Origin of the sequence: Desulfovibrio sp. (genome assembly GCF_035644575.1) — a bacterium.
Taxonomy (GTDB): Bacteria; Desulfobacterota; Desulfovibrionia; order Desulfovibrionales; family Desulfovibrionaceae; genus Desulfovibrio.
The window spans coordinates 1-22011 of sequence record NZ_DASQOG010000050.1 but is presented as its reverse complement, the minus strand read 5'-3'; the positions used below and the strand labels follow the sequence as shown (position 1 = coordinate 22011).

At 58.8% G+C, this 22011-nt stretch carries 15 protein-coding genes; 9 read left to right on the top strand and 6 right to left on the bottom strand.

The genetic code is table 11. The annotated features are described in order from the left end of the window. Positions 1–294: 294 nt before the first annotated feature. Positions 295–978 (bottom strand): NYN domain-containing protein, encoded by a 684-nt coding sequence (locus VEZ52_RS02240; protein WP_192113383.1) that lies wholly within the window; start codon positions 976–978, stop codon positions 295–297. 231 nt (positions 979–1209) lie between these two features. Between VEZ52_RS02240 and VEZ52_RS02235 the strand changes: the two genes are divergently transcribed. Then, a complete protein-coding gene (locus VEZ52_RS02235; protein ID WP_324835352.1) occupies positions 1210–2478 on the top strand; it encodes an O-antigen ligase family protein in 1269 nt (422 codons plus the stop codon). An 88-nt stretch (positions 2479–2566) separates the two neighbouring features. Here the strand turns inward: VEZ52_RS02235 and VEZ52_RS02230 are convergent, their stop codons facing one another. After that, the gene (locus tag VEZ52_RS02230; RefSeq protein WP_324835351.1) at positions 2567–3361 is read right to left on the bottom strand and encodes an FAD-dependent thymidylate synthase; all 795 of its coding nucleotides are present in this window, start codon (positions 3359–3361) and stop codon (positions 2567–2569) included. A gap of 400 nt (positions 3362–3761) precedes the next feature. Here VEZ52_RS02230 and trpB point away from each other — a divergent pair, with 400 nt between their 5' ends. Next, positions 3762–4973 (top strand): tryptophan synthase subunit beta, encoded by a 1212-nt coding sequence (gene trpB, locus VEZ52_RS02225; RefSeq protein WP_324835350.1) that lies wholly within the window; start codon positions 3762–3764, stop codon positions 4971–4973. Positions 4974–5109: 136 nt separating this feature from the next. Then, positions 5110–7017, top strand: a complete 1908-nt coding sequence (uvrC, locus tag VEZ52_RS02220; protein WP_324835349.1) for an excinuclease ABC subunit UvrC — start codon at positions 5110–5112, stop codon at positions 7015–7017. An 87-nt stretch (positions 7018–7104) separates the two neighbouring features. Here the strand turns inward: uvrC and VEZ52_RS02215 are convergent, their stop codons facing one another. After that, complete coding sequence (locus VEZ52_RS02215) at positions 7105–8073, bottom strand: RsiV family protein (protein WP_324835348.1); 969 nt, start codon at positions 8071–8073, stop codon at positions 7105–7107. A 103-nt stretch (positions 8074–8176) separates the two neighbouring features. Continuing rightward, on the bottom strand, positions 8177–9397 hold the full coding sequence (locus tag VEZ52_RS02210) for a sodium:calcium antiporter (protein WP_324835347.1): 1221 nt from the start codon (positions 9395–9397) through the stop codon (positions 8177–8179). Positions 9398–9752: 355 nt separating this feature from the next. On the opposite strand from VEZ52_RS02210, the gene VEZ52_RS02205 reads away from it, so the two are divergent. The 5 genes from VEZ52_RS02205 to VEZ52_RS02185 all read left to right on the top strand — a co-directional run bounded on the left by VEZ52_RS02205 (position 9753) and on the right by VEZ52_RS02185 (position 17432). Then, complete coding sequence (locus VEZ52_RS02205) at positions 9753–11024, top strand: YIP1 family protein (protein WP_324835346.1); 1272 nt, start codon at positions 9753–9755, stop codon at positions 11022–11024. 8 nt (positions 11025–11032) lie between these two features. Beyond that, positions 11033–11377, top strand: a complete 345-nt coding sequence (locus VEZ52_RS02200) for a hypothetical protein (RefSeq protein WP_240824914.1) — start codon at positions 11033–11035, stop codon at positions 11375–11377. Beyond that, positions 11374–12156, top strand: coding sequence for a hypothetical protein (locus VEZ52_RS02195; RefSeq protein WP_324835345.1), 783 nt, complete (start codon positions 11374–11376; stop codon positions 12154–12156). The genes VEZ52_RS02200 and VEZ52_RS02195 overlap by 4 nt, the downstream gene beginning before the upstream one ends. A gap of 526 nt (positions 12157–12682) precedes the next feature. After that, positions 12683–15682: a hypothetical protein gene (locus VEZ52_RS02190; RefSeq protein WP_324835344.1), complete on the top strand. Its 3000-nt coding sequence runs from the start codon at positions 12683–12685 to the stop codon at positions 15680–15682. Positions 15683–16232: 550 nt separating this feature from the next. Continuing rightward, entirely contained in the window at positions 16233–17432 is a 1200-nt protein-coding gene (locus tag VEZ52_RS02185; RefSeq protein WP_324835343.1) for an iron-containing alcohol dehydrogenase, read from the top strand. A gap of 278 nt (positions 17433–17710) precedes the next feature. Here VEZ52_RS02185 and yedF read toward each other — a convergent pair whose 3' ends face one another. Beyond that, positions 17711–18316, bottom strand: coding sequence for a sulfurtransferase-like selenium metabolism protein YedF (gene yedF, locus VEZ52_RS02180; protein ID WP_324835342.1), 606 nt, complete (start codon positions 18314–18316; stop codon positions 17711–17713). A 98-nt stretch (positions 18317–18414) separates the two neighbouring features. Between yedF and VEZ52_RS02175 the strand changes: the two genes are divergently transcribed. After that, positions 18415–20085: a bacteriohemerythrin gene (locus VEZ52_RS02175; RefSeq protein ID WP_324835341.1), complete on the top strand. Its 1671-nt coding sequence runs from the start codon at positions 18415–18417 to the stop codon at positions 20083–20085. A 146-nt stretch (positions 20086–20231) separates the two neighbouring features. On the opposite strand, the gene VEZ52_RS02170 is transcribed toward VEZ52_RS02175, so the two are convergent. Continuing rightward, the coding region (locus VEZ52_RS02170; RefSeq protein ID WP_324835340.1) for a lysophospholipid acyltransferase family protein at positions 20232–22011 on the bottom strand (1780 nt) is incomplete at its 5' end.

Sequence of the window (22011 nt, the reverse complement as noted above, 5' to 3'; positions counted from 1 at the left end):
AGAGCAGGGCAAGGGTAATCAGGGCAAGAATAACACGGCGAAACATAGGACCTCCTAACCAGGTTTTATGATTCAGGCCCGCCGCTGTATGCGTCATGGGGGACGCCTGCGCCGTAATCATGCGGCCGTAATCACTGAAAATGGCTACAGGCTGCGGCGGTCCGTGGTTCGCCGGTAAGCGCGGGGTGCACCAGTAGGGCGGGCTACCAACCAGAAAAGAGCGTCTCACTTTTTAGCGTTGGCGGCTCCCGGCGTCAAGCGCTTCGGGCCGTTGGGGCGACAGTTTGCGGGTATTTACCACGCATTTCCGGGGGCTGGGCCTTCGTCTTCGTCGTCAGGGTTTTTTTCGGGGGCGGAAGGCGCTGCGTGCGCGGTGCGGGCAATGGGGGGTGTGGGCACTACAGCAATGGGCTGGTCGTCCACTTCATCGGCGCGTTCGTCGCGCAGGGCCTGCTGCAAAAACCAGTCCTCGCGGATGCGCCAGGATGCCGCAGCCGTGTACGCTGGCGAAGAATAGCCCACAGAAAGCACCAAGGTGCGGCGGGCGTGTTCCTGCAAGCGGATGAGCAGGGGGGTAAAGTCCGCATCGCCGGAAAGAATGATGAATTCGTCAAAGTGGGTGGAGTGGGAGAGGTCGTCCATGCAGTCCATCACCAGATGGATATCTGTGCTGGTCTTGCCGCGGGTGGTCAGCGGCGGGCAGTCCACCACCTGAAATGCGCTGCGGATGAAGGGGTTACGGTATTCCTGATAGCGCTGGGGGTTCAGGTAGCACATGCGCTTGAGGATGCGGCGGCGCACGCCTTCGCCGTAAAGAATGCGCAGCGCATGGTTTTCAATCCAGCGCACCCACCGGTATGGAACAGAGCCAAAGGCCCTGGCCGCCTCGGGGTCAATTTCAAGAAAGCGGGTGTAAATATTGTCGAAGTCAACGTAAAGTGCACTGAATACTTCGTCAAAACCGGTAAATCTGGCCATATTATACCTCAATGGTGAAATAATTTATCGCAAAAGTATATTTTGCCTGTTTCCCTAATGCAAGGACTTTACTGCTACTTGAATTTATGCCCGCCAACGGATACATCTTGCGCCATAATCTGTATCCAAACAAAGGGCGCATGAGCTGTGCTGAATATATTTAATGAAGCAAAAAAACGGGGTTTGCATGTACGGGAGCGCCTGCTTTGCGCACTGCGCAATCCGTCTGATGTGCAGTGGAGCCGTTGCCTTTTCTGGTCGTTCTGGATTTCGCTGGCCTCCTTTCCCATAGGGTACGGTGCGCGTGAGGTCTTGCCAGTCATCTGCTTTATTTTTCTGTTGCTCTTTTATCGCTACAACTGGACAGAAAGCGTTTTGCACAGGCTTGATGCGCGCCCGCTTTTTTATTGCCTGTGGGCCATGATCGGCATTGGCGTGTTTTTTTCAGAGAACATATGGACTTCGCTTCTTCACGCGGGCACAGGCATCAACAAGGGTTTTATTCTGCCGTTCATCGGCATGGAATGCGTGCGGAGCGAAAAAGACCTGCGCCGCCTTGTGTGGGCCTGCGTGCTGGCCTGCTTCTGGGAAGGGCTGGATGGCCTGCATCAGGCGCTGACCGGCACGGATTTCATCATGGGCTACGCCCTTAATGCGGGCAGGCTCACGGGGAGCCTCGGCGATTACACTGTGGGCAACTACATAGCCCTGGCGCTCATTCCTGCCTTTTCCCTCTGGTTTATCCTGCGCCGTGCCCTCTCGCCTGCGGCTTCGGCCCTGCTGTGGTTTGCAACGCTCTGGCCCGCGTTTTTTTTGCTGATTGGCGCAAGCAGCCGCAGCGGCGCGCTGGCCGTGGCTGTTTCCTTTGGTTTGTGGGTTCTGCTGCGCGGAGGCCGTGGACGCTTCAAGCTGGCCGTGGGCTCGCTGGGCATTCTGCTGGCTGTGCTCGTGCTACAGGGGCGGGCCGGGCTGGGCGCGGTGGAGAGCGATGGCCGCTGGAGCCTGTGGCATCTGGCATGGCAGGTGTTTTGCGAGCATCCCTGGCTGGGAGCCGGTGCGGGCCGTTATAATGAGGCCTTCCGCGCGCTCGGCCTTACGCCTGAAAAAGACGTTATCACCATCAGCCATCCGCACAACCTTTATCTGGATATGCTGTACGCGCATGGTATTGTTGGCTTTGTGCTGGGCATGATTTTTCTGCTGGGCTTCATACGGTGGGGCTACAAGCGTATACGCCCGCGCCTGCTGGCAGAGCTTGAAAGCAAAAGCCCCAGCAACTACTGGCGTATGACCGCCTGGTTCTGGATCGGTTTTGGCGGCTGGCTGGTCAACGGCATCTTTGGGCATGATTTTTACCGCATCTGGTGGCTGGGGCTTGCCATGAGCCACCTTGGGGTCATGATCGGGGCTGTGGTCAACGGGCAGGATGCCGCACCCGAAGACCTGGCCGAGCAGGCATGTCAGGATGAAGCCGCAGCGGTGAGCAAAACATTTTTTTAAACAACCGCATACGAGCAAAAGATAATGCGGTTACGCGCACAGGGTGCGCGTAACCGCAAAACTTTTTTACAATCCTTGTGGGGAAGCCTTACTGATCGGTAAAGTCTTCCGCGCTGGTCTGCTGCCCGCCATGAGAGCGCAGCATTTCGAGCGCCTGCTCCTTGGTGAGCACGCGGCCCACGCACCGGGCGTGCTGGCGCTTGTTTTCAGGGCAATAACCCATCTGCACGCAGCTTGGGCCTGCACCGGCAAAGAGGTCGGGCGCGGCCTTGCGGCAAAGGCGCAGCATCTGCCACGCCAGATGCCGTATTTCGTGCTGGGCATTGCGGCAGCAGCGGATGGCAAACCAGTCGAGCAGGGCGTGGGCATTCATGCCGATGATGGCCTTGAATTCCTTGGCCTGAGGCTTCAGGTAGCGCAAATCTTCTTCTGGCAGGCCCGCGTCAAGGCCAGCATCATACCACTGCCGTGAAATGTCAGCCAGATCGTGCCCGCTGAGGGTTGCCGTGTGCCCGTCGGGCAGGGTCACCTGCGCGGAAAATTCGGCCACGCTGCGCGGATACACCACGGAATAACGGCGTTTGCCGCCCAGTTCCGCCCGTCCGGATTTTATGAGGTATGAGGCCAGCCGCTTGCGCACAAGCTGGGTTTCTGTAACGCGCGAATAACCCTCAACGCCAAAGAGAAAAAAGTCGAATTCAAGCGCGGCCCGGTGGCCGGAATCGAGAATATTCTGCACGATCTGGCGCGAGTAGGGCGAGGCCACAATTTCTTCCAGATCGCGCTCGCTGCGCACAAATCGGGCGGCGATATCCGTGTAGATTTTTCCGCCGCCTGCCAGCAGCACAACCTTGCCGTTGCCAGTGTATTTTTCGTCAAGCATGGATCTCCGCCTCACATCTAGAGCATTTGACACTTGAAATGCCCGCTTACGGCAGGCAAAGCCTGCCTGCGTTCATTTCGTGACAAGGATTTTCAGGAAAATCCTTGCAGAGCAGTTAACGCATTTCATGGGTTAGCTGTTCTCAGGTCTGTAAAACAGAGGCAGACTATAGGGCAAAGCACCTCTGCGGGCAAGGTTGCGTGCTGCGCCGCGCAGAGCGCGGATAAATCGAAAAGGTCCCGCCCTGCGCGGGTATTTGGGGCGGCATCTTGACATGGCGCGGGCAACACGCCAGAGTGACGGAGTTTTTTGAGATGCCGCCGCCGGACGACCTTTCATAGGCTGAAAGCCGCGCAGGCCGCAGATATTTGCAGAAACCCAGCATGAAGAAGGAGATCGCATGAGCCAGCATTCTGCCCCTTACGGCATTCCTGACAGCAAGGGCTTTTTTGGGGCCTATGGCGGGCAGTTCGTACCCGAGCCTCTCAAGGCCCGTCTGGACGAAGTGGCTGAAGCCATGAAGGCCGCCGAGGCGGATCCATCCTTCCAGAAAGAGCTGGATTATCTTTGCTCCCACTACACGGGGCGGCCCAATCCGGTATTCCACTGCGCCAACCTGAGCCGTCACCTTGGCGGCGCGCAGATATGGCTCAAGCGCGAAGACCTCAACCATCTGGGCGCGCACAAGATCAACAATACCCTTGGACAGTGCCTGCTGGCAAAGCGCATGGGCAAAAAGCGCGTTATTGCGGAAACCGGCGCAGGCCAGCACGGTGTCGCCACTGCGGCCACAGCGGCCCTGATGGGGCTGGAATGCACCATCTGCATGGGTGAAGTGGATATTGAACGCCAGCACCTCAATGTCATCCGCATGGAGATGCTCGGCTCGCGCGTGGTGGCTGCCAAGAGCGGTCAGCGCACCCTCAAGGAAGCCGTGGACGAAGCTCTGGGCATGTGGATTGAAGATCCGGAAATGTTCTATGTGCTCGGCTCTGCCGTTGGCCCCCATCCGTACCCCTATATGGTGCGCGTTTTTCAGTCTGTGGTGGGGCGTGAGGCCCGCGCCCAGATGCTGGCCGAAACTGGCCGCCTGCCCGATGCCTGCCTTGGTTGCGTGGGCGGCGGCTCCAACGCCATTGGCCTGTTCGCGGGCTTTCTTGACGATACGGACGTGCGCCTTTTGGGCGTGGAACCCGGAGGCCGTGGCAACAGCTACGGCGAACATGCCGCATCCCTCTGCCTGGGCGAACCCGGCGTCATGCACGGTTTCAACTCCTATATGATCAAGGACCCTGCGGGCGAGGCGGGCGAAGTGTATTCCATTTCCGCCGGGCTTGATTATCCCTCTGTGGGGCCGGAGCATGCCCTGCTCAAGGATATGGGCCGCGCCGAATACGTCAGCGTGACAGACAAGGAAGCCCTGGACGCATTTTTTGCCCTTTCGCGGCATGAAGGCATCATTCCGGCCCTGGAATCTTCCCACGCGCTGGCCCACGCCATGAAGATGGCCCCCGGCATGCCTGTGGACGGCATCTTGCTGGTGAACCTCTCTGGTCGTGGCGACAAGGACGTGGCCCAGGTTGCCGAAATGATGCAGAAGGGCCTGATTTAGGGCAATTCTTAAAATTGCTCTGGCGGCTGCGTGAGCAGACGCCCGCCAGTTTTGCAGGAGGAGCGCGGGGGAAGGAAGCCTTTTGGCTTTTTCCCCCGCACTTGCTTTTTTTCTTTAACTCCCCATTCTTTTTGTCATGCAGAAGCCCGAATCATCCAGCATCCCCCTTACTCCCGGCGTTTACCTGTACAAGGACGCCAAGGGCCGCATCATCTATGTGGGCAAGGCGCGCGTGCTGCGCCGCCGGGTGCTCTCCTATTTTCGGCCTGAGGGGCTGCCCGCCAAAACGCGGGCCATGCTTTCGCATGCCGAGAGCATCGAGTACCTGACCACCACCACGGAAAAAGAGGCCCTGCTGCTGGAAGCCAGTTGCATCAAAAAGCACAGGCCGCACTATAATATCGTGCTGCGTGACGACAAGCAGTACGTGCTTTTTCGCATCAATCCCAAGCATCCTTTTCCACGGCTGGAAATTGTGCGGCAGGCGCGGCGGGACGGCGCACGCTATTTCGGCCCGTTCACGTCCGCTCTGGCGGCGCGCGAAACGTGGAAGCTCATCCACCGCGCCTTTGCCCTGCGGCGCTGCACCGACAAGGCCATGAAAAACCGTGTGCGCCCGTGCCTGTATCACTTTATGGGGCAATGCCCCGCACCCTGCATGGGCATGGTGACATCGCAGGAATATAACGAGAATGTGCGCAAGGTGACGGATCTGCTCCAGGGGCGCTCCGCCGAGCTGCTTGGCGGGCTGCGCGCCGCCATGGAACAGGCCGCCGAAGAACTGGAATTTGAAAGGGCCGCCAGCCTGCGCGACCAGATCCGCGCTGTGGAAAGCACGGTTGAGCGGCAGGCCGCCGTGCTGCCCGGCGGCGGAGACATGGACGTGGTGGGCCTGTTCTCTGCGGACAAAGGGCTGGCGCTGGGGCTTATCTTTGTGCGCAACGGGGCCGTGACGGACGGACGGGCCTTTTACTGGTCGGGCCTGACTTTTGAAGACGCGCCGGAGCTTTTGTGGTCGTTCATGGGGCAGTATTACAGCCAGGCCACGCCGCCCCCGCGCATCCTGTTGCCCTGGATCCCCGCCGATCAGGAGGAGGAGTCAGGAGAAGAGGGCGGCAAGGCAACTGAGGATAATGGGCAGGTAGCCGAAAGCGGGCAGGCAGGTGAAAGCGGCCCCTCGACCCGCGAAACCCTGGAGCAGACTCTTGCTGATCGCCGGGGCGGAGCCGTGCGCATTGTGCCGCCGCAAAATGCTGGCGACAACCAGCTCATAGACCTTGCGCAGTCCAACGCGCGGGAGGAAGCCCGCCGTCAGGAACAGAAGACGGATCAGAACATTCTGGAGCGTCTGGCAAAGGCCCTGCACCTGCCCGGCCCGCCCATGCGGATTGAATGCGTGGACGTGTCCCACACCGGCGGGCAACAGACCCGCGTTGGCATGGTTGTTTTTGAGGACGGCAAGCCCGAACGTTCGCAGTACCGGGCCTATGCAATGCCCGACAGCGGGGATGACTACGCCACCCTGTATGCCTGGGTGGCGCGCAGAATTGAGAGCGGCCCGCCGTGGCCGGACTTGCTGCTCATAGACGGCGGGCGCGGGCAGCTCGGCTCCGTGCAGCGGGCCCTGCGCGAGGCTGGACAGGAAGACCTTTTCGCCCTCGCGGCCATTGCCAAGGCCAGGGATGAGGAGGGCCATGCCGACCGCCGTGCTGGCAATGTAGCTGATAGAATTTTTGTGCCCAACCGCGCAAATCCCCTGCCCCTGCGCGAGGGCGGGCCGGAGCTGCTGTTTTTGCAGAACGTGCGCGACAATACTCACCGTTTTGCCATTGGCCGACACCGCCGTGCGCGGCAGGGAGCAGCACTTTCTGGCGAGCTGATGCGCCTGCCGGGCATCGGCCCGGCTACGGCGCGCCTGCTCTGGGACAACTTTGGCAGTGTTGAGGCCATGCGGGCCGCAGGAGTGGAGGATTTGTGCAAGATTCCCGGCATCGGCCCCGCCAAGGCCGCTCTGCTGCGCGAAAAGCTGCGCGGCCTGGACTGATTGCCGCCGTGCGTCACTGACGACTGCTCACAAAAAAAGCCCCGAAAGGGGCTTTTTGCATATACGAGATCGTTACGGCGAGGGGTGTTATTTGCCCCAGAGCAGCATCAGGGGGTGCGCAGGCTGGAGTTCTTCAATGGGGATTTCCACCTTCTGCGCGCCAGCCATGCCAGGGGCCACCTGATAGGGCTGAAAGTTGATGCGTATGCCCGAGGGCGTCAGGGTCAGGCTGGCGAAGTTTTCCGGCACGGGATTAAGGCCTGTGCGCAGATACTGCTCCTGACGCATGCCGCCCAGACGCTGGAAAAGCTCCCTGCGCGACCATGCGGACATGATGGCAAGGGCCGCGTCCGGATCTTCAAAAATATCCACCAGCCCAAGGCGTTGGCCTGTCAGCAGGCTGTAGTTCAGGGTCATGATGTCCAGATTGCCCTGTGAGCCGCCCGTATAGGTCCAGACTTCAAAGGTGATGCTCAACGCCTTGTCTGAAGGATGGCTGACAGAATAGGAACACCACAGCTCCGGAACGGGGCGGTTTTCATCCGGGTACAGACCGGGAGAATTGAAGGTTTCTTCAAAGGCGTCGGCTATGCCCGTGGCCCATTCGCGGATATTGGCGTCCACAGCGCGGATGCCGACCGAGGGGTAGCTCAGGTTGATATCCGGCTTGTCCTCCCGGTTGGTGCGCACGATCTGGTGTTCAATGATGCCAGGGCGGCGAGAACCGGAAATGATGGCCGCCGCAGTCTTTTTGTCGGTTTTTTCCACTGCTTCCGGCGCTGGCGCGACATCTGTCGCGGCGGGAGGGGCATTGTCCCCATTGGCTGCGGGCTGAGGGGGCTGACCTGCACCCGCATTGGGGTCGGCAGCGGCCAGCGAAGTAGGCGGCGCGTCCGCAGAATCCTTGCGGGCCGGTATTATTTTAATGCCCTGAACCGGAGTTTCAGCTTTCAGTGATCCCGCTGCCTGCACTTCGGGCAGACGGGCGGCAAGGGCGGCCTGCACGCTTGCCAGCAGCGGCAAAAGCAGAAGCAGAAAAAAGACTAGGCGGGGCATACTCATCCATTGTAGCGGTCAGAAAAGTCTGGCCGACGGGGTTTTGCGGCAAAGCCCGCATGTGCTGGCACAGGAACACATGCGGGCGGTAAATACAATAGCTTTAAACCTTGAATCCTTCACGCAGGCGCAGAAGGCCGCGCCAGTTTTTGAGCAGCAGCACTGCCGCCAGCACCAGATACACCTGCGCAAAGAAATAGTGCAGGCGTAAAGGATCGTGCGCAAGCCCCAGCAGGGCTTCAACCTGGGTGTCGTAGAGCGGCGAGAGCAGCTGGGCTGCAAACAGGATGAACAGCCACAGGGCCTCGCGTACATGCAGGCGCAGATCCACCAGCAGGGCCACGGCAAAAAGGGACTGCCCGGCGGTCAGTAGTATTTCCTGAAACTGGTGAGTGTCAAGGTTTATGGAGGGCGAAAGCGAGCCGGATGATGCGGCGTAGACGCCGGGGATCATGCCCACAAGCAGGGTCCACTGGTTCAGCTTGGACGAAAGCAGGCTGCCCAGAGCCAGCGATGCATTGCCCCGCGCGGCAAACATGAGGGCAATGATGAACTCGGGCGATTCCGAGGCAAGAGGCGCAAGCCACTGCACCAGCAAAAATTCGTTGATGCCCAGCAGTTTTCCGCTGGCAACCAGACTTTCGCTGAATGGCTCGGCATTGCACAAAATGACCAGCGCCGAAAAAAGGAAAATAAGAATAACGCTGCGCAGGCGCACCTTTTTGGCAAAATGGGCCAGCAGGGCTGCGGGGCCTTCGGGTTCTTCCTCTTCCACGGGTCTGCGGGCGATAATGCATATGTACCAGATGTAGATGCTCAGCAGCACCACGCCGTCAACCCAGGTCAGCGAACCCTTGAGCGGAATAAACAGGGCGTAAATGGTTGCCAGGCCGAGAAAGAGTACGTCCGTGCGTTTGTCGTCCGGCAGGGAAACGCCGGTATGAAACCGTCTGGCAAAAACAAGCACGATGGACGACCAGCCTACGCCGATAAGCAGCCTGTTGGCCCCGGTCATGTTGGCAATGGCATAGTGGGAGTATGCACTCTCGGGGTGCTGGCCTGCCATCCAGGTAAAGTACATGTCCACGGCATATTCGGGCAGCACGGCGATAAAGGCCACCACAGCCACGGCTACAGCCTGCGGAATGTCCATCTGGGCCACTTCGCACGCCCAGGTGAGCAGAAAGGATGCGCCCAGAATGGCCATGCCCGAGAGCAGGGCCACCAGAAGCGGCGAAACGTCAGGGTGCAGAAAACGTAGCCCAATGCCTGGCAGGGTCATGCCCACGGCAATGATGTAGGGGCGCAGTGCGCGAATGGTCATGCTGTTCTCCTTAAAAAATAAAAAAGACCTTGGCGATGTAACGCCAAGGTCTCACTAATCGGCTGTACCGACGGCGACACCAGGCCATGAGGCCATGCTGTTGATGTCGCCCGGGTTTCAAGAACCCAGTTACTCCCCTTGAACAGCTAAAATAGACGTTGTTCACGATGCTGTCAACAATTCCACCCGGCGCTCAGCGGCTTGCAGCGCTGCAAAATCCGGAACACAGGCTTTGCTGCCGAATCCTGCGCCGCATTGCTGCAAGAGGGCAGGCGGCACTTGCCAGTATGGGTGCCTGCGGCTAAAGTGACGGTGAATTATGTGCCGGTGTTACCGGCCAGCCTAGGAGCTCTTTGTGAATATTACTTGCCCGCGTTGCGGCTTCAGCCGCGAATTGCCCGCCGATCGTCTGCCCTCCAAGGCAGTTATAGCTACATGCCCGCACTGCGCCTGCCGGTTCCGTCTGGTTCCCGGCGTTGGCGTCATGGATGTGCTGTCCGAACCGGAACACCCCGCTGAAAATCCTGCGAACAGTGGAGATTCCGAAGTCGCCGCTGCGCGGCCCGAAAATGTGGGTGCGGAACCGCATGGGCGGGGAGCCTGGCAGTCGGGCGATGATGATCCATTGCCCCCTGGGGCCATTGTTCCCGGTCATTCCGTGCAGAAACCTTCCTATTCGGATGACGAGCGGGACGCAAACCGCGAACCCGCGCAAAAGCCGCAGCCTGGCAGGAAATTCCCCCCGGATACTGGGGAAGAAAGGCATATAGGTAACCTGTGGGGGCTGTTGGGCGGCAAAAATATTTTTGGCCAGCGTGACGACAAGGGCAGTGAAAAACGCGCTGGCGACCGGGATGACGACAGTCAGCAGAAACGTAATTCGCAGCGCGGGCTTTTTGGCCCGGCTGACGATGACGCTGATGACAGCCGTAATGCCAGCGCCGCCTATGCGCGTGAATCCGCGCGTTTTGAAAACGACCGGGAAGACAATCAGAACGATGGTCAGCACGGCCCGGCCAATCCCTGGGATGCCGCGCCTGAGCCCGATGGCTGGATACCCGCCTTTTACCACACCTGCATGCGGGTCATGTTTGGCGCGCACAACTTTTTTGCCCATATGCGGGCCGAATCTTCGCAGGTGCGGCCGTTGGTGTTCTATCTGATCATCAGCGTTATCCAGGTGGTTATTGAAAGGGTGTGGTCGGGCATCTTTCTTTCGCTCATGGCCCCCAGCGCCGCCTCTGACCCCGAGCTGGAAAAAATGCTCATACTGCTTTCGCCCCAGCTCAGCCTGCCCATGACCATCCTGATCAAAACAGGTGTTTCCGTGGTGCAGCTCTATGTGCTGACGGCGCTGATGCATTTTACCTATGGCTTCATAACTGGCAAAAGGCCCGAATTCTCTCTGGTGTTTCAGGTGGCGGCCTATGCTGCGGCCCCTTCGCTGCTGTGCGTGGTGCCCCTGCTGGGCTCCATTGTGGGATTCATCTGGATGATTGCCTGCGTCCTTGTGGGTTGCCGCACGGTTCTTAATCTTACGTGGCCGCAGACCTTCATGGGCTTTGCCCCTGTTGTGCTGCTGCTCGCGCCGCTGTTGTTGCAGGTGATGAAGGCTGCCCAATTCTGAGGAGTGCCATGGCCCGCTTTTGGCGAAAAATTGCGCTATTCTGGCATGAATTTCGCAATTGTCGTAAATATGGCGCAAGCATCAGGCCAGACACCATCCGCGCCAAGGCCGAAGACCTTGGGCACCTGGCGGAACTGGCCGGAAGAAGCATTGCGTTGACGGAAGCGGAATCGCTCCATCTGGCGCAGCTGGAGCGGGAAATGCGCAGCCTTGTGCAGATGACCCGCCAGACCTCGTTTTGCACCATCCCGGCAGAAAAACGCCGCGATCTGCACGACAGCTTGGCGCAGGCCAGGGAAAAGCTGCTCGATTCCATGCAAAACGCATGTCTGGCCTCGGAGAAAACGCAATGAACCATCTGTATACCCGGTTTTGCGGCTTGGGCGGCGCGGTGTCGCGTCGGCGCGGGCCACTTGCGCTGGCGCTGGTCGCAGCTACAGTTCTGGCAACGCTTTTGTTTACGCTTCTGGGCGGCTGCTCTTCGCCGCCAGACGACAGCCGCAGGTCTGTGAGCGTCACTGGCGATTTTGGCACGCCTTTTCAGATTCAGATAAACAACTTTGTGCGCCGTCAGCCACCTGCCATTTACGTGGCCCCGCAGATGGTTCTGGGGCGGCGACCCCGCGCCCTGTTCGTGCCCTTGCGTGCCACGCAACAGATAGCCAATGCCGTGAGCTTCAGCGAGATGCTTTCACGGCAGATATGGCAGGTCTGGCTTTCGCTCAATGCTTTTCAGGCCCTTGAGTATGCGCCGCAGGGCGCGCCGTACGAACCCTCCCGAGCCATTGCCCTGGCCCGCCAGCGTGGCGCGGAAATGGTGGTCGGGGGGTACATCAATCATTACATGGATGGCGGCAGCACCGGCTCCAGCTCGCTTTCGCTGGCTATGGAGGTGTACGACGCGCGCTCCGGCACCTTGCTCTGGTCCATGGCGCAGGGTGGCTTGATGGAAGCCCGGCAGGTGCATGATTTTTATCTTTTCTCCATCAGGGAACGCAATCCCGGCGACCCCTCGGGCTTTATCGCCCGCTCGCTGGCGTGGGATATGGGCCGCGAAGTGCTGGCCTGGGTTGATCCTTCGTCCAAGGAAAAGTCGTTCTGGGATACGGTGTTCGGCACAAAGGCCTTTTAGGTGTAGAATAATCAGTTGCCGCCCCTCATAGGACGCAGGGTTGTACTTTTTTGAACTTTCTGCGGAGCGGTAACTGTAGCTTCGGGTTTGCTTTGCGGGCGGTTTTGCTGTGCAAAAGCGAATACTGCCAAAAATATTGGGCAGATAAGGTTTGAGACGCGGCTTTGCCATTCTGGCTTTTGATCTTTTCGGTAAGGCAGTTTTGTCGTCACCGATAAGCTATAGCCCGTCATGCGGGTTTTGCCGTCAAACTGGAGCGGGGCAGTGATGCCCCGCTCCTAACTTTTTGAGTGGTAAGGAAAAAGCTCTGTTTGACGAAGCCATTGTCACAGGGTAAGTAATAAGAAATACTAGGGCTGTTCACTCCGTCACAAGCAGTTTGCGCATCGCGTCACCGCTGCCGCATCCGTGCTTGGCTCCGGCCTTTTGCCAGCAAGAGGCCGTGCAAATATGCGGGAACAGTTCCTTGCCGATCATTCCCCCAATGGATTTGGCTGAATGGGAAGCGGCAGAAAGGAGATCCGCCGTGTGCGCGAAGATGCAAGGTATTTATTTTGACAAGCAGGACAGGGACATCCTGGCTCTGGTCAACCGTATTCTGGAATCCGACGGCAAACAGTCGGACACATTTCTTTTTGATCCCAGCCTGCATCCGCACGGCATCAAGGAACTGGTGGCCTCGCCTGTGTCGCGCATGGCGTATGCCGTCATAAACCTGCTGCGCAACCTTCAGGCAGGCCGCACCCAGGCTCGCGACCGTCTGCTTGCCCTCAAGACCCTGTATGACGAAGTGCTCAACAGCGCCCACTCGGCCCTGCGGCGCAACACCGCGCGCGCCCTCATGCAGATCATGAAGAGCATGGTGCGCGCTCACGGCAACCAGCTTGAGCAGCTCAAGCTGGCTCACGATTTTCGCCGCACCGTGCAGGGTACGCCGCGCGTGGTGCGCCGCATGCTGGCGCGCTATCACCTGCCTGAAATGCCCGAAAGCTGGAACCAGCTTGCCTTTGACGACCATGTGTATGACGCCAACACCAAGGGGCGCAAAACACCCACCCATTTGATCATGGACGCATGGATCAAGGGTATGCGTTCCCTTACCGTGGCCTATGAATACTGGGTGCAGCCCGAGGCCGCGCGCGAAATTCTGCGCGCAGCGGAAATCACCGGCATCGGTGTGCGTATCGGTCTGGAATTTCATCTGCCTTTCTACGGGCGCTTCATCAGCTTGTTCTGGATTCCCCGTGGCTTCAGCTCCAACGAGGATTTTCTGGAGTTTTTGCACAGCCCCAAGGTTGCCGAGCTTATGAAGCGGGGCCGCGAGGTGCTGCGTTGGCGTCGTGAGCGCGTGCTCGAAAGCCTTGCGCTCTGGAACGAAATCCAGCGTCCGCAGCTTGAAGCCCAGTGGGGTGTGCCCGTGCCGGAACTGACCGGCGAGGGTTTTTCGCGGCATGTGGGCCGGGGGCAGGCCTCTGGCCTGCATCTTGCCGAGGCGCTGCATGCGCATGTGCAGCCATCGTTGCGTGAACGCGCCGCCCTGCTGCGTGAGAGCGATAGCGAAGAGGCCAGAGCCGAACTGGTTTTTCTGGATAACCTGAGCGCTGAATACATCGCCGACCACTGGCTTTCACCTCTGGAACACCCGGAAATGCCCGACCTCAACAAGCCCTGCGCGCACGGCGACCTGCCGCCGCTCATGCAGCTTTCTGTGGGCGACATTACCCGCGAACTTTCCGAACTGAACCCCGGCTACCGCCTTGTGCTGACCACCAAGGGGCTGAGCGTGGAAGACGTGGCGGAACTTTTGTGGGACAGCCGGGGCAGCATCAGCCATCTGGAAATTTTCAACATGCGCGGCTGGATGGAAGGCAAACACTCCTGCCTCAAGGCCATCAGCGAGTTGCAGCAGGCCCTCAACGAAGGGCTTGGCCCGCGCGTGAAGCAGATGATCCGCACGATGGTGCGCCGCATGAGCACCCAGGACGAGGAGCGCGCGGCGAAGTTCCGCCATATTCTGCACAACGTGCCGAAATTGTGGGAGCACTATCGCAACAAACCCCTTGGTTCACGCCTTGGCACAAGCTCCGTGAGCCGTGATTCCTACGGCATGGGTTTTGTGCTGCGCGAAACCCTGCCCGCCCGCAGCCGCAAGTTTTACGCAAGGGATCAAAAACAGCCGGATATTCCCGTGTGTTCGCCGGTTGAAGAATGCGTGCGTTACAGCAAACCCCGCAATCCCTCGCCCTGGCAAAAGGCCTTGCGGCTACTGCGCCATCTGCCCGGCTGCCGCCATATGGGCATGGAACGCCAGTCTGTCTGGAAGACCGCCAGCGTGGACTTTCGCATCTGCACCAAGGGCAACGTGCTCAACCTTGGCGGCTTGAGCCTTGCCTGCGGCAACGGCCTGCTGGGCAAAACCTGCGAAAAGGGCAGCAGCGAACCTTTGGGGCCAGCCTATTTTAACAGTTTTGTGAGCAACTGCCTCAAGGTGCTCATGGGCTTTTGCCCGGCGTTTTTCTCCTTTATGTACACGCAGAACTGGTGGTTCCTCGCCTGGTGCGGCACCTTTATCTGGTTTGGCATCACGGGTTTCCGCAACGTGGTGCAGATGGTCATGGCCGCCAAGGGGGCGACGCGCTCCACGCTCATTCACTGGAAAGATCAGGTCAACGTGAGCCGCTTGTGCGATTCTCTCATGTTCACGGGTTTTTCGGTGCTGCTGCTTGAAATGCTGGTGCGTGTGCTGCTGCTCGACAAAACGCTTGGCATCACTGCAGCCCAGAATCCCTGGGTAGTGTTTGGCGTGCTCAGCCTCGTTAACGGCATTTATTTGTGCGCGCACAATGTGTTTCGCGGTTTTCCCAAAGAAGCAGCCATCGGCAATCTGTTCCGCAGCCTTCTGGCCATCCCCGTGTCGTCGCTGTACAACTGGGTGCTGTATCAGGTGGCCTTTCTGCTGGGTGTGGATAATCCGGCCATGTATCTTGTGCCAAGCGCCGCGGTTATTTCCAAGATGGCCTCGGATTCGGTTGCCGCTCTCATTGAAGGTTATGCCGACAGCCAGGTGAACCTGCGCATGCGCAGATGGGATTACCGCAGCAAGCTTGCCAATGTCTTTGACTGTTACACGCGGCTGGAATTGCTGTTTCCTGACGAAGACGCTCTGATCAAGCTGGCGAAACCCGGCGGGCTGCAGGGCAGCGGCGGGGTGATGGGCAAGGAGCTTGAACGGGCATTCATCATTAACGCCCTTGACCTCATGTATATATGGTTCTACCAGCCACGCGCGCAGGATGCCTTCCGGCAGATTGCCAGAGCCATGCCCGAGGCTGACCGCAACGTGCTTGCGCGGGCGCAGCTGGTGCTGACGCGAGAACGCGAGGTCAGCCAGATGCTGGTGGACGGATTGCTTGGGCGCAATTTCTCCCGGCCACTGGCTTTTTATCTGGATAAACGTAAAGAATATCTGAGGCGGTTAAGCCGCCTGTGCCGCCCCGGAAAGATGCGGGAGCCTGGAGCATTCTGACAACCGATCATAGCCGATACCGGAAGGCCAGATGTAGGGCAAAGGATAGCAAGGGAACAGGTATTGCCTGCTGCGCGGGCATCATCTGAATAATCATACAGCGGGCGCGGGCTTTTGCCTTTGCGCCGGGCACAGGGCGCTCCTGTCTGACAGGCAGCGCCAGTACACACCGGAAGTATGGGAACGACGCGGTTCCCGTCTTCAAACCACCGTTGCAGGTTCTCCTGCTCCGGTGGTTTTTTGTTGTTGCGGCAAAAGTACAATGTAAAACTGTTAGTCGTCTGTTTTTTCACGGTTTTATTTTAAGCGAGTGCATTGTGTGGTCAATCAATCAAAGATGTGCTTGTGCAAAAAATAATTTTACACTCTAGTTGCTTGTGCAAAAAAGAACATTTGAATGTGAAATTAAAAGGAAAAAAAGAACTAACTAAATGCTGCGTTATGCTTGCATTGGTTTTTTATATGGTATATTTTTTTCCACAGGAGTCTTTCATACTTACGACAGAGCATTTCGCACTGATATCGTTCTGTATAACAAAAGGAGTTACGAATGAGTACGGATCTTAAGAGCATGCATATGGGTCAGATCACCTCGTTCTTTATCCCCAACGTCACTTTGGTGGGCGAGGGATGTTCCAAAGAGATTCCTGCTCGATTGAAGAGCATCAATGGCGCGAAGCCGCTGGTTGTAACTGACCAGGGTATCGTCAATGCCGGTATCCTTAAAGTGATCACCGACATCCTTGATGCCGCCAAGATGAAGTATGCCATATACGATAAGACTATCCCGAACCCCACTGACAAAAACGTTGCAGAAGCTTTTGAGCTGTACAAAAAGGAAAAGTGCGACAGCATCGTTACCCTTGGCGGCGGCAGCTCGCATGACTGCGGCAAGGGCGTAGGCTTTTTGGCTGGCAACGGTGGCAAGATTCATGACTATGAAGGCGTGGACAAGTCCAAAAAGCCCTTCCCCCCGTATGTTGCAGTGAACACCACCGCCGGTACCGCCTCTGAAATGACGCGTTTCTGCATTATCACCGACACCTCGCGCAAGGTGAAAATGGCCATTGTTGACTGGCGCTGTACCCCCAGCGTGGCCATTGACGACCCCGTCCTGATGATGGGCATGCCCCCGGCCCTGACCGCGGCCACCGGCATGGACGCCCTGACCCACGCTGTGGAAGCCTATGTTTCCACCGCCGCCACGCCCATGACCGATGCCTGCGCTGAAAAGGCCATGGAATACATCAACCGTTATCTGCGCCGCGCCGTTGCCAACGGCCGGGACAAGGAAGCCCGCGAAGGCATGTGCTATGCCCAGTATCTGGCTGGTATGGCCTTCAACAACGCCAGCCTCGGCCACGTGCACGCCATGGCTCACCAGCTGGGCGGCTTCTATGACCTGCCCCACGGCGAATGCAACGCCATCCTGTTGCCCCATGTGTGCGAATACAACCGCATCTCCAGCCGTCGCCGCTTTGGCCGCATTGCCCAGCTTCTGGGCGAACTCACCCAGGGCATCAGCGCTGACGAAGCCTCGCGCAAAGCCATCACCGCCATCAACATCCTGTCCAAGGACGTGGGCATCCCTGATGGCCTGATCGCCCTTGGCAAGAAGTACGGCAAGGAAGTACGCGAAGCCGATATCCCCACCATGACCGCCAACGCCCAGAAGGACGCCTGCGGCCTGACCAACCCCCGCTCCATGACGGATGCGGCTGTGGCGGCTATCTACAAGGCGGCCCTGTAACACAGTGTCCTCCAGAATGTAGGCCATTTGCCTGATACCCCCGGGGGGCAGGCCTTTGGCAGACATCGTGGTATGAAAAACGGCGCGGGCTTTCCGGGCCGTTTTTCTTGCTTTTTGTCTTGTGCTCTGCACCAAGTCTCGCGTCGCATTTTTGCTCCACGCATCTGGCGGGGCATGAAATGAAAAATTGCGTGGCTTTGTTCCATAACGCAAAAAGCGGCATGGATTCCATGCCGCTTTTTGCGTGTTAAGGCAGCCCATGCCCGGGGGGTGGTGGCTCAGGGGCGGATGACTTTGTCCGCCAGGTCAAGGCTGGTGACGATATCAAGCATATTTGAGGTGTCACCCACTTGTTTGGCTTCCAGCAGGCCAAAGTGCGCAAGGCAGGTGCCGCACACAAGCACAGAAACGCCATCGGCTGCCATCTTTTTCAGGGCGTCCAGCGCAGGGCCAGGCTGGGATGCCAGCTTAACGCCGCCATTGATCAGCACAATGCGCCACAGGCGAGAGCCAAGTTCTGGCAGTGTAGCCACAAAATTGCCCATGAGTTTTGCGCCCAGCCCGTCATCGCCACGGCCAATGGTCTCCGTGGTGATAAGCACCAGCGTCCGGTTGGTTTCACCCAGGGGGCGGGATGCTTCTTCGGCCTGCTGCGGAGCGGATGCCGCAGATTCACCAGCACTTGCCGTGATGCGCCAGCAGTCGGGGCCTTCCTGGCTGGCGGCAACGGCAAAGCCGCGTCCTTCCAGAAAGCGCCGCACATTTTCCCGTGCAGGCTCGTTGTCTACCAGCACTTCAAGGGCATTTGCTCCTGCTGCCAGAGCGTCGCGGGTGCGCATGACGGGCTGGGGGCAGGCCAGCCCTCTGCAATCAAATCGTTCCATGAATATCCTCCTGTTCATGATATCTGCGATTTACAACTATTAGGGGTAAGGGTAGTTAGAAAAAAGCCGATAAGCAAGATAAACTAAGGTAGGCATATATGGGCATTGTGCTTCAGGTAGTAATCATTGCCGCTTTGGGCGGTTTGGCCGTTTTGGGCGGTATACAGGGGATGAGCTGGCTGGTGGTCGGCATTATTTTTGTCTGCGCCGGTGCAAACATCTGGCTCTGGCTGAGCGGGCGTTCCCGTGCTGCCCGTCTGGCGCAGTATCTGGACGCTCAGGCATCATCGCCATCTGCTGATGGCGATGTGGAACAGCGGGCCATGCAGTGCATTGAAAGCCTGCGTGAAACGTTGAAAACCAAGGCGGACGCTCAGGTTGTGGAATCCTTGCAGGCGCAGAACAGCGAACTCGCCAAGCAGCTCAAGGAATCTGAAGAACTTGTCGTAACCTTGCGTGGGCGGCGCGAAAAGGGCGTTATCGCCCTGCACAAGGCCCATGCGGTGTGCACCAGACTGTCTGGCGACATGCGCAAGCTTGCCAGCCTCATTACGGACGTGAACGGCGGCGTTGCCGTGCAGCGTGACAGGCTTGAGGAAACAGGCGCGGCAATGGAGCGCGTGGCCGATTCTGCCAGTCAGGCCTCCCTGCGTGTGCGTGAACTTTCCGAGAGCGCCCAGAATTCAAGCGCCAGCGCCGCCACGGGCGAGCAGGAAGTGGAAGGCGCAGTTGGCTCCATTGATAGTGTGCGCGACACCATAGTGCAGCTCAAGGAAGCCATGGCAGGTCTGGGCGAAAAAGCCAGCAATATCGGTCAGGTCATGAGCGTCATCAATGAAGTGGCGGATCAGACCAATCTGCTGGCCCTCAACGCTGCCATTGAAGCGGCGCGCGCTGGCGAGGCCGGGCGCGGATTTGCCGTGGTGGCCGACGAGGTGCGCAAACTGGCTGAAAAAACCATGGGCGCCACCAAGGAAGTTGAGGAGGCCGTAAAGGCCATTCAGGATGAAACCCGGCGCAATGTGCTGACTGTGGACAAGGCTGCGCAACTGAGCGTGGACGCGGCAGACAAGGCCACCAATGCCGGTGATGTGATGCGTGCTATTCTGCAGAGCATGGCGGATACCGCCGGGCACCTCGCCAGCATCGCTGCCGGTGCCGCTGAGCAGTCCGAGCAGAGCGCCGGAACCAGCGGCGCGCTGGAAGAAGTCCGAGGGGTGGCAGAAAGCACCTCCAAAAACATGGAGATGTTTACGGCCTCGCTGCTGACCTTCCAGAGCGGCATGGAAGAGCTGGATATGATCGTCAACGCACTTGTTGCAGGCGATTTTGATCAGGCCCTCTCCGACAAGTTTGTGGAGTGGACGCCCAAGCTTGAGCTGCACGTGCCCCTGGTGGACAGGGAACACAAGCTGCTGGTGGAGTATATCAACGAACTGCATCAGGCCATGACGCATAACAAGCCTGTGTCTGAAATGATCGTTGTGCTCAAAAAACTGCGCGACTACACGGCCACCCACTTTGGCGATGAAGAAAGGCTGTTCAATGTTCCCGCCTACAAGGCCGCAGCGGAACACATGAATATCCATAAAAAGTTTGTTGCCAAGCTGGACGAGGTGGAAGAGCAGTTGCGCATGGGCACCGCCACCGTGAGCATGGATCTGCTGACCTTCCTCAAGGATTGGCTGGTACAGCACATCATGGGTACTGACCCCACCTATTTGCCCTACCTCAAGCCTGAGGACAAGGAACCCGCAAAAAAGCGGTAGTCATAAAATCAAAGATGTTTTGTGCAAGCAAAGAAGCCCCGAAAGGGGCTTTTTGCTTGTGTGCAGAACCCTATAAAAAAGGGGCCGTCACGCCGGGCATGCGTGACGGCCCCTGTGCGCAGGTGGCGCGTCAAATATGGTCTGTCCTACGCGGGCCAGCTGCCCTCGCGGAGCCTGCGCATGCCTTCTTCACCCACATAGCGGCGCAACTGTTTGTCGGAGGCGTTGAGCAGATCCACCACCAGCAGGGCATCAAGGGTGCCAAAGGTTCTGTCTTCGTGAAAGGCGGCAATGCGGCCGCCCAGTTGCAGATAGTGCTTAAAAAGTATGGGCAGGGTGCGCCCGCCTTCCATCTGCCGCACCAGCGCGTTGACGGACTTGTAATCAAGATGCTGGGCAAAGGGCAGTTCTTCGCGCAGTTTGCGGGGCTGTTTGCCGCGCACCAGACTTGCCAGAGGGGTATCCCAGTGGCGCAGGCGCAGGTGCCGCCAGAGCAGGTCTACCGATTGCGGGCGATAGTTGAGGCCAATGCTGGCAGGGCCAAAGAGGGTGCGCACGCCATTGCGCAGGGCCATCTGCCCAATACCCTTCCACAGCAGAAGCAGGGGGGTGTAATCGCGCTGGTATTCGGGGCAGACAAAGGCGCGTCCGAGTTCCAGGGCATTGCCGCACTGGTGGAAAAATTCCGGCTCGTACTCAAAGAGCGAGGCAGTGTAGAGGTGTTTTTTGTCACACTGCCAGGTGCCTTCTGGTCGCACTACGCGTGCCCGGTATGAGCCAGCAATGTTTTTGCCTTCTTCGTCCATGAGCAGCAGGTGTGAATACTGGGGGTCGTAGCGGTCGGTATCCCGCGCCTGTCCCGATCCTTCGCCCAGCGCGCGGAAGGCTTCTTCGCGCCTTCTGGTCAGTTCGTCCAGCAGCAGGGGCGATTCGTTGCCCTCAAGCAGATAGACGCCGTAGCGGCCTTCGCGGGCCAGCATGCGGTTTTCCGGCAGGGCAGCAAGGCTGACCATGATATCCATCTTGGCAGCGGCAAGGGCCAGGGGCTGGCAATTGGCTGCATGCCCGGCTGCGCCGTGGTCAGAGCCAAGGGCAGAGCGGCAGAGCCCCAGACAGTGGGTGCGCTGCTCGTGGTCCAAACCGGTCAGAATTTCTGCGGGGATGGCCTCGCCCACGATCATGCGGGCAGTGCTTCCCCTTTGTCTGAACAAGGTATTGGGCAGCAGAATTTCGCCCACGTTTTCCTTGAGCGCTGTTGCGGCGATAAACAGGGGATTCTGGCGCACGCCCATATGCAGGGGAACAAAATTCAGGCCGGGGATATCGGCATTGCGCCCGCCAAGCCTGCTGAGCAGGCGCGACCATGGCTGCTCAGCAATGCCGCGCCCCAATTGCCAGCGGGCCACGCGCCCGGAGGGGAAAATACCCAGTGCGCCGCCAGCCCGCAGGTGGGTCATGGCTGTGCGCAGCACTGCGGCGTTGGCGGCTGCGCCGCCTGAAAGATTCAGGGGCAGCAGCATGGGGGCAAGCTGCGCCAGTTGGGGAATGCGCAACAAGGCATCGCTGGCAAGAATCTTGAGATCGGGACGCGCCTTGCCGCAGAGGGCTGCAAGCATCAACCCTTCAAGCGCGCCGGAGGGATGGTTGGCAAAAAGCACCACCGGCCCTTGGGCAGGGATGCGCTCCAGATCGCCGCGCAGGCATTCCGTATGTACATCCAGCGCGGTGAGGCAGGCGGTGGCAAAGGTTTGAGGGTCGCCGCACTGGGGCAGCGTGTCGGCCATTTTTTCCAACCGGGCAAAACCCGAAAGCTGACGGGCCAGGGCGCGGGCCAGCCGCCCGACGCTTCTGACCAGCGGGCGGCCAGGTGCAAGGGGTAAAATATCAGCATTGCCGGGCATGGGGATTCTCCTGTGCTTGGGCTGG

What these genes read in the sequence shown, in the direction of transcription:
- VEZ52_RS02195 (WP_324835345.1), top strand. Translation starts at nt 11,374, where the DNA reads ATGAACCATCTGTATACCCGGTTTTGCGGCTTGGGCGGCGCGGTGTCG.
- VEZ52_RS02215 (WP_324835348.1), bottom strand. Translation starts at nt 8,073, where the DNA reads ATGCCCCGCCTAGTCTTTTTTCTGCTTCTGCTTTTGCCGCTGCTGGCA.
- VEZ52_RS02210 (WP_324835347.1), bottom strand. Translation starts at nt 9,397, where the DNA reads ATGACCATTCGCGCACTGCGCCCCTACATCATTGCCGTGGGCATGACC.
- VEZ52_RS02230 (WP_324835351.1), bottom strand. Translation starts at nt 3,361, where the DNA reads ATGCTTGACGAAAAATACACTGGCAACGGCAAGGTTGTGCTGCTGGCA.
- uvrC (WP_324835349.1), top strand. Translation starts at nt 5,110, where the DNA reads ATGCAGAAGCCCGAATCATCCAGCATCCCCCTTACTCCCGGCGTTTAC.
- VEZ52_RS02175 (WP_324835341.1), top strand. Translation starts at nt 18,415, where the DNA reads ATGGGCATTGTGCTTCAGGTAGTAATCATTGCCGCTTTGGGCGGTTTG.
- VEZ52_RS02200 (WP_240824914.1), top strand. Translation starts at nt 11,033, where the DNA reads ATGGCCCGCTTTTGGCGAAAAATTGCGCTATTCTGGCATGAATTTCGC.
- VEZ52_RS02240 (WP_192113383.1), bottom strand. Translation starts at nt 978, where the DNA reads ATGGCCAGATTTACCGGTTTTGACGAAGTATTCAGTGCACTTTACGTT.
- trpB (WP_324835350.1), top strand. Translation starts at nt 3,762, where the DNA reads ATGAGCCAGCATTCTGCCCCTTACGGCATTCCTGACAGCAAGGGCTTT.
- yedF (WP_324835342.1), bottom strand. Translation starts at nt 18,316, where the DNA reads ATGGAACGATTTGATTGCAGAGGGCTGGCCTGCCCCCAGCCCGTCATG.
- VEZ52_RS02185 (WP_324835343.1), top strand. Translation starts at nt 16,233, where the DNA reads ATGAGTACGGATCTTAAGAGCATGCATATGGGTCAGATCACCTCGTTC.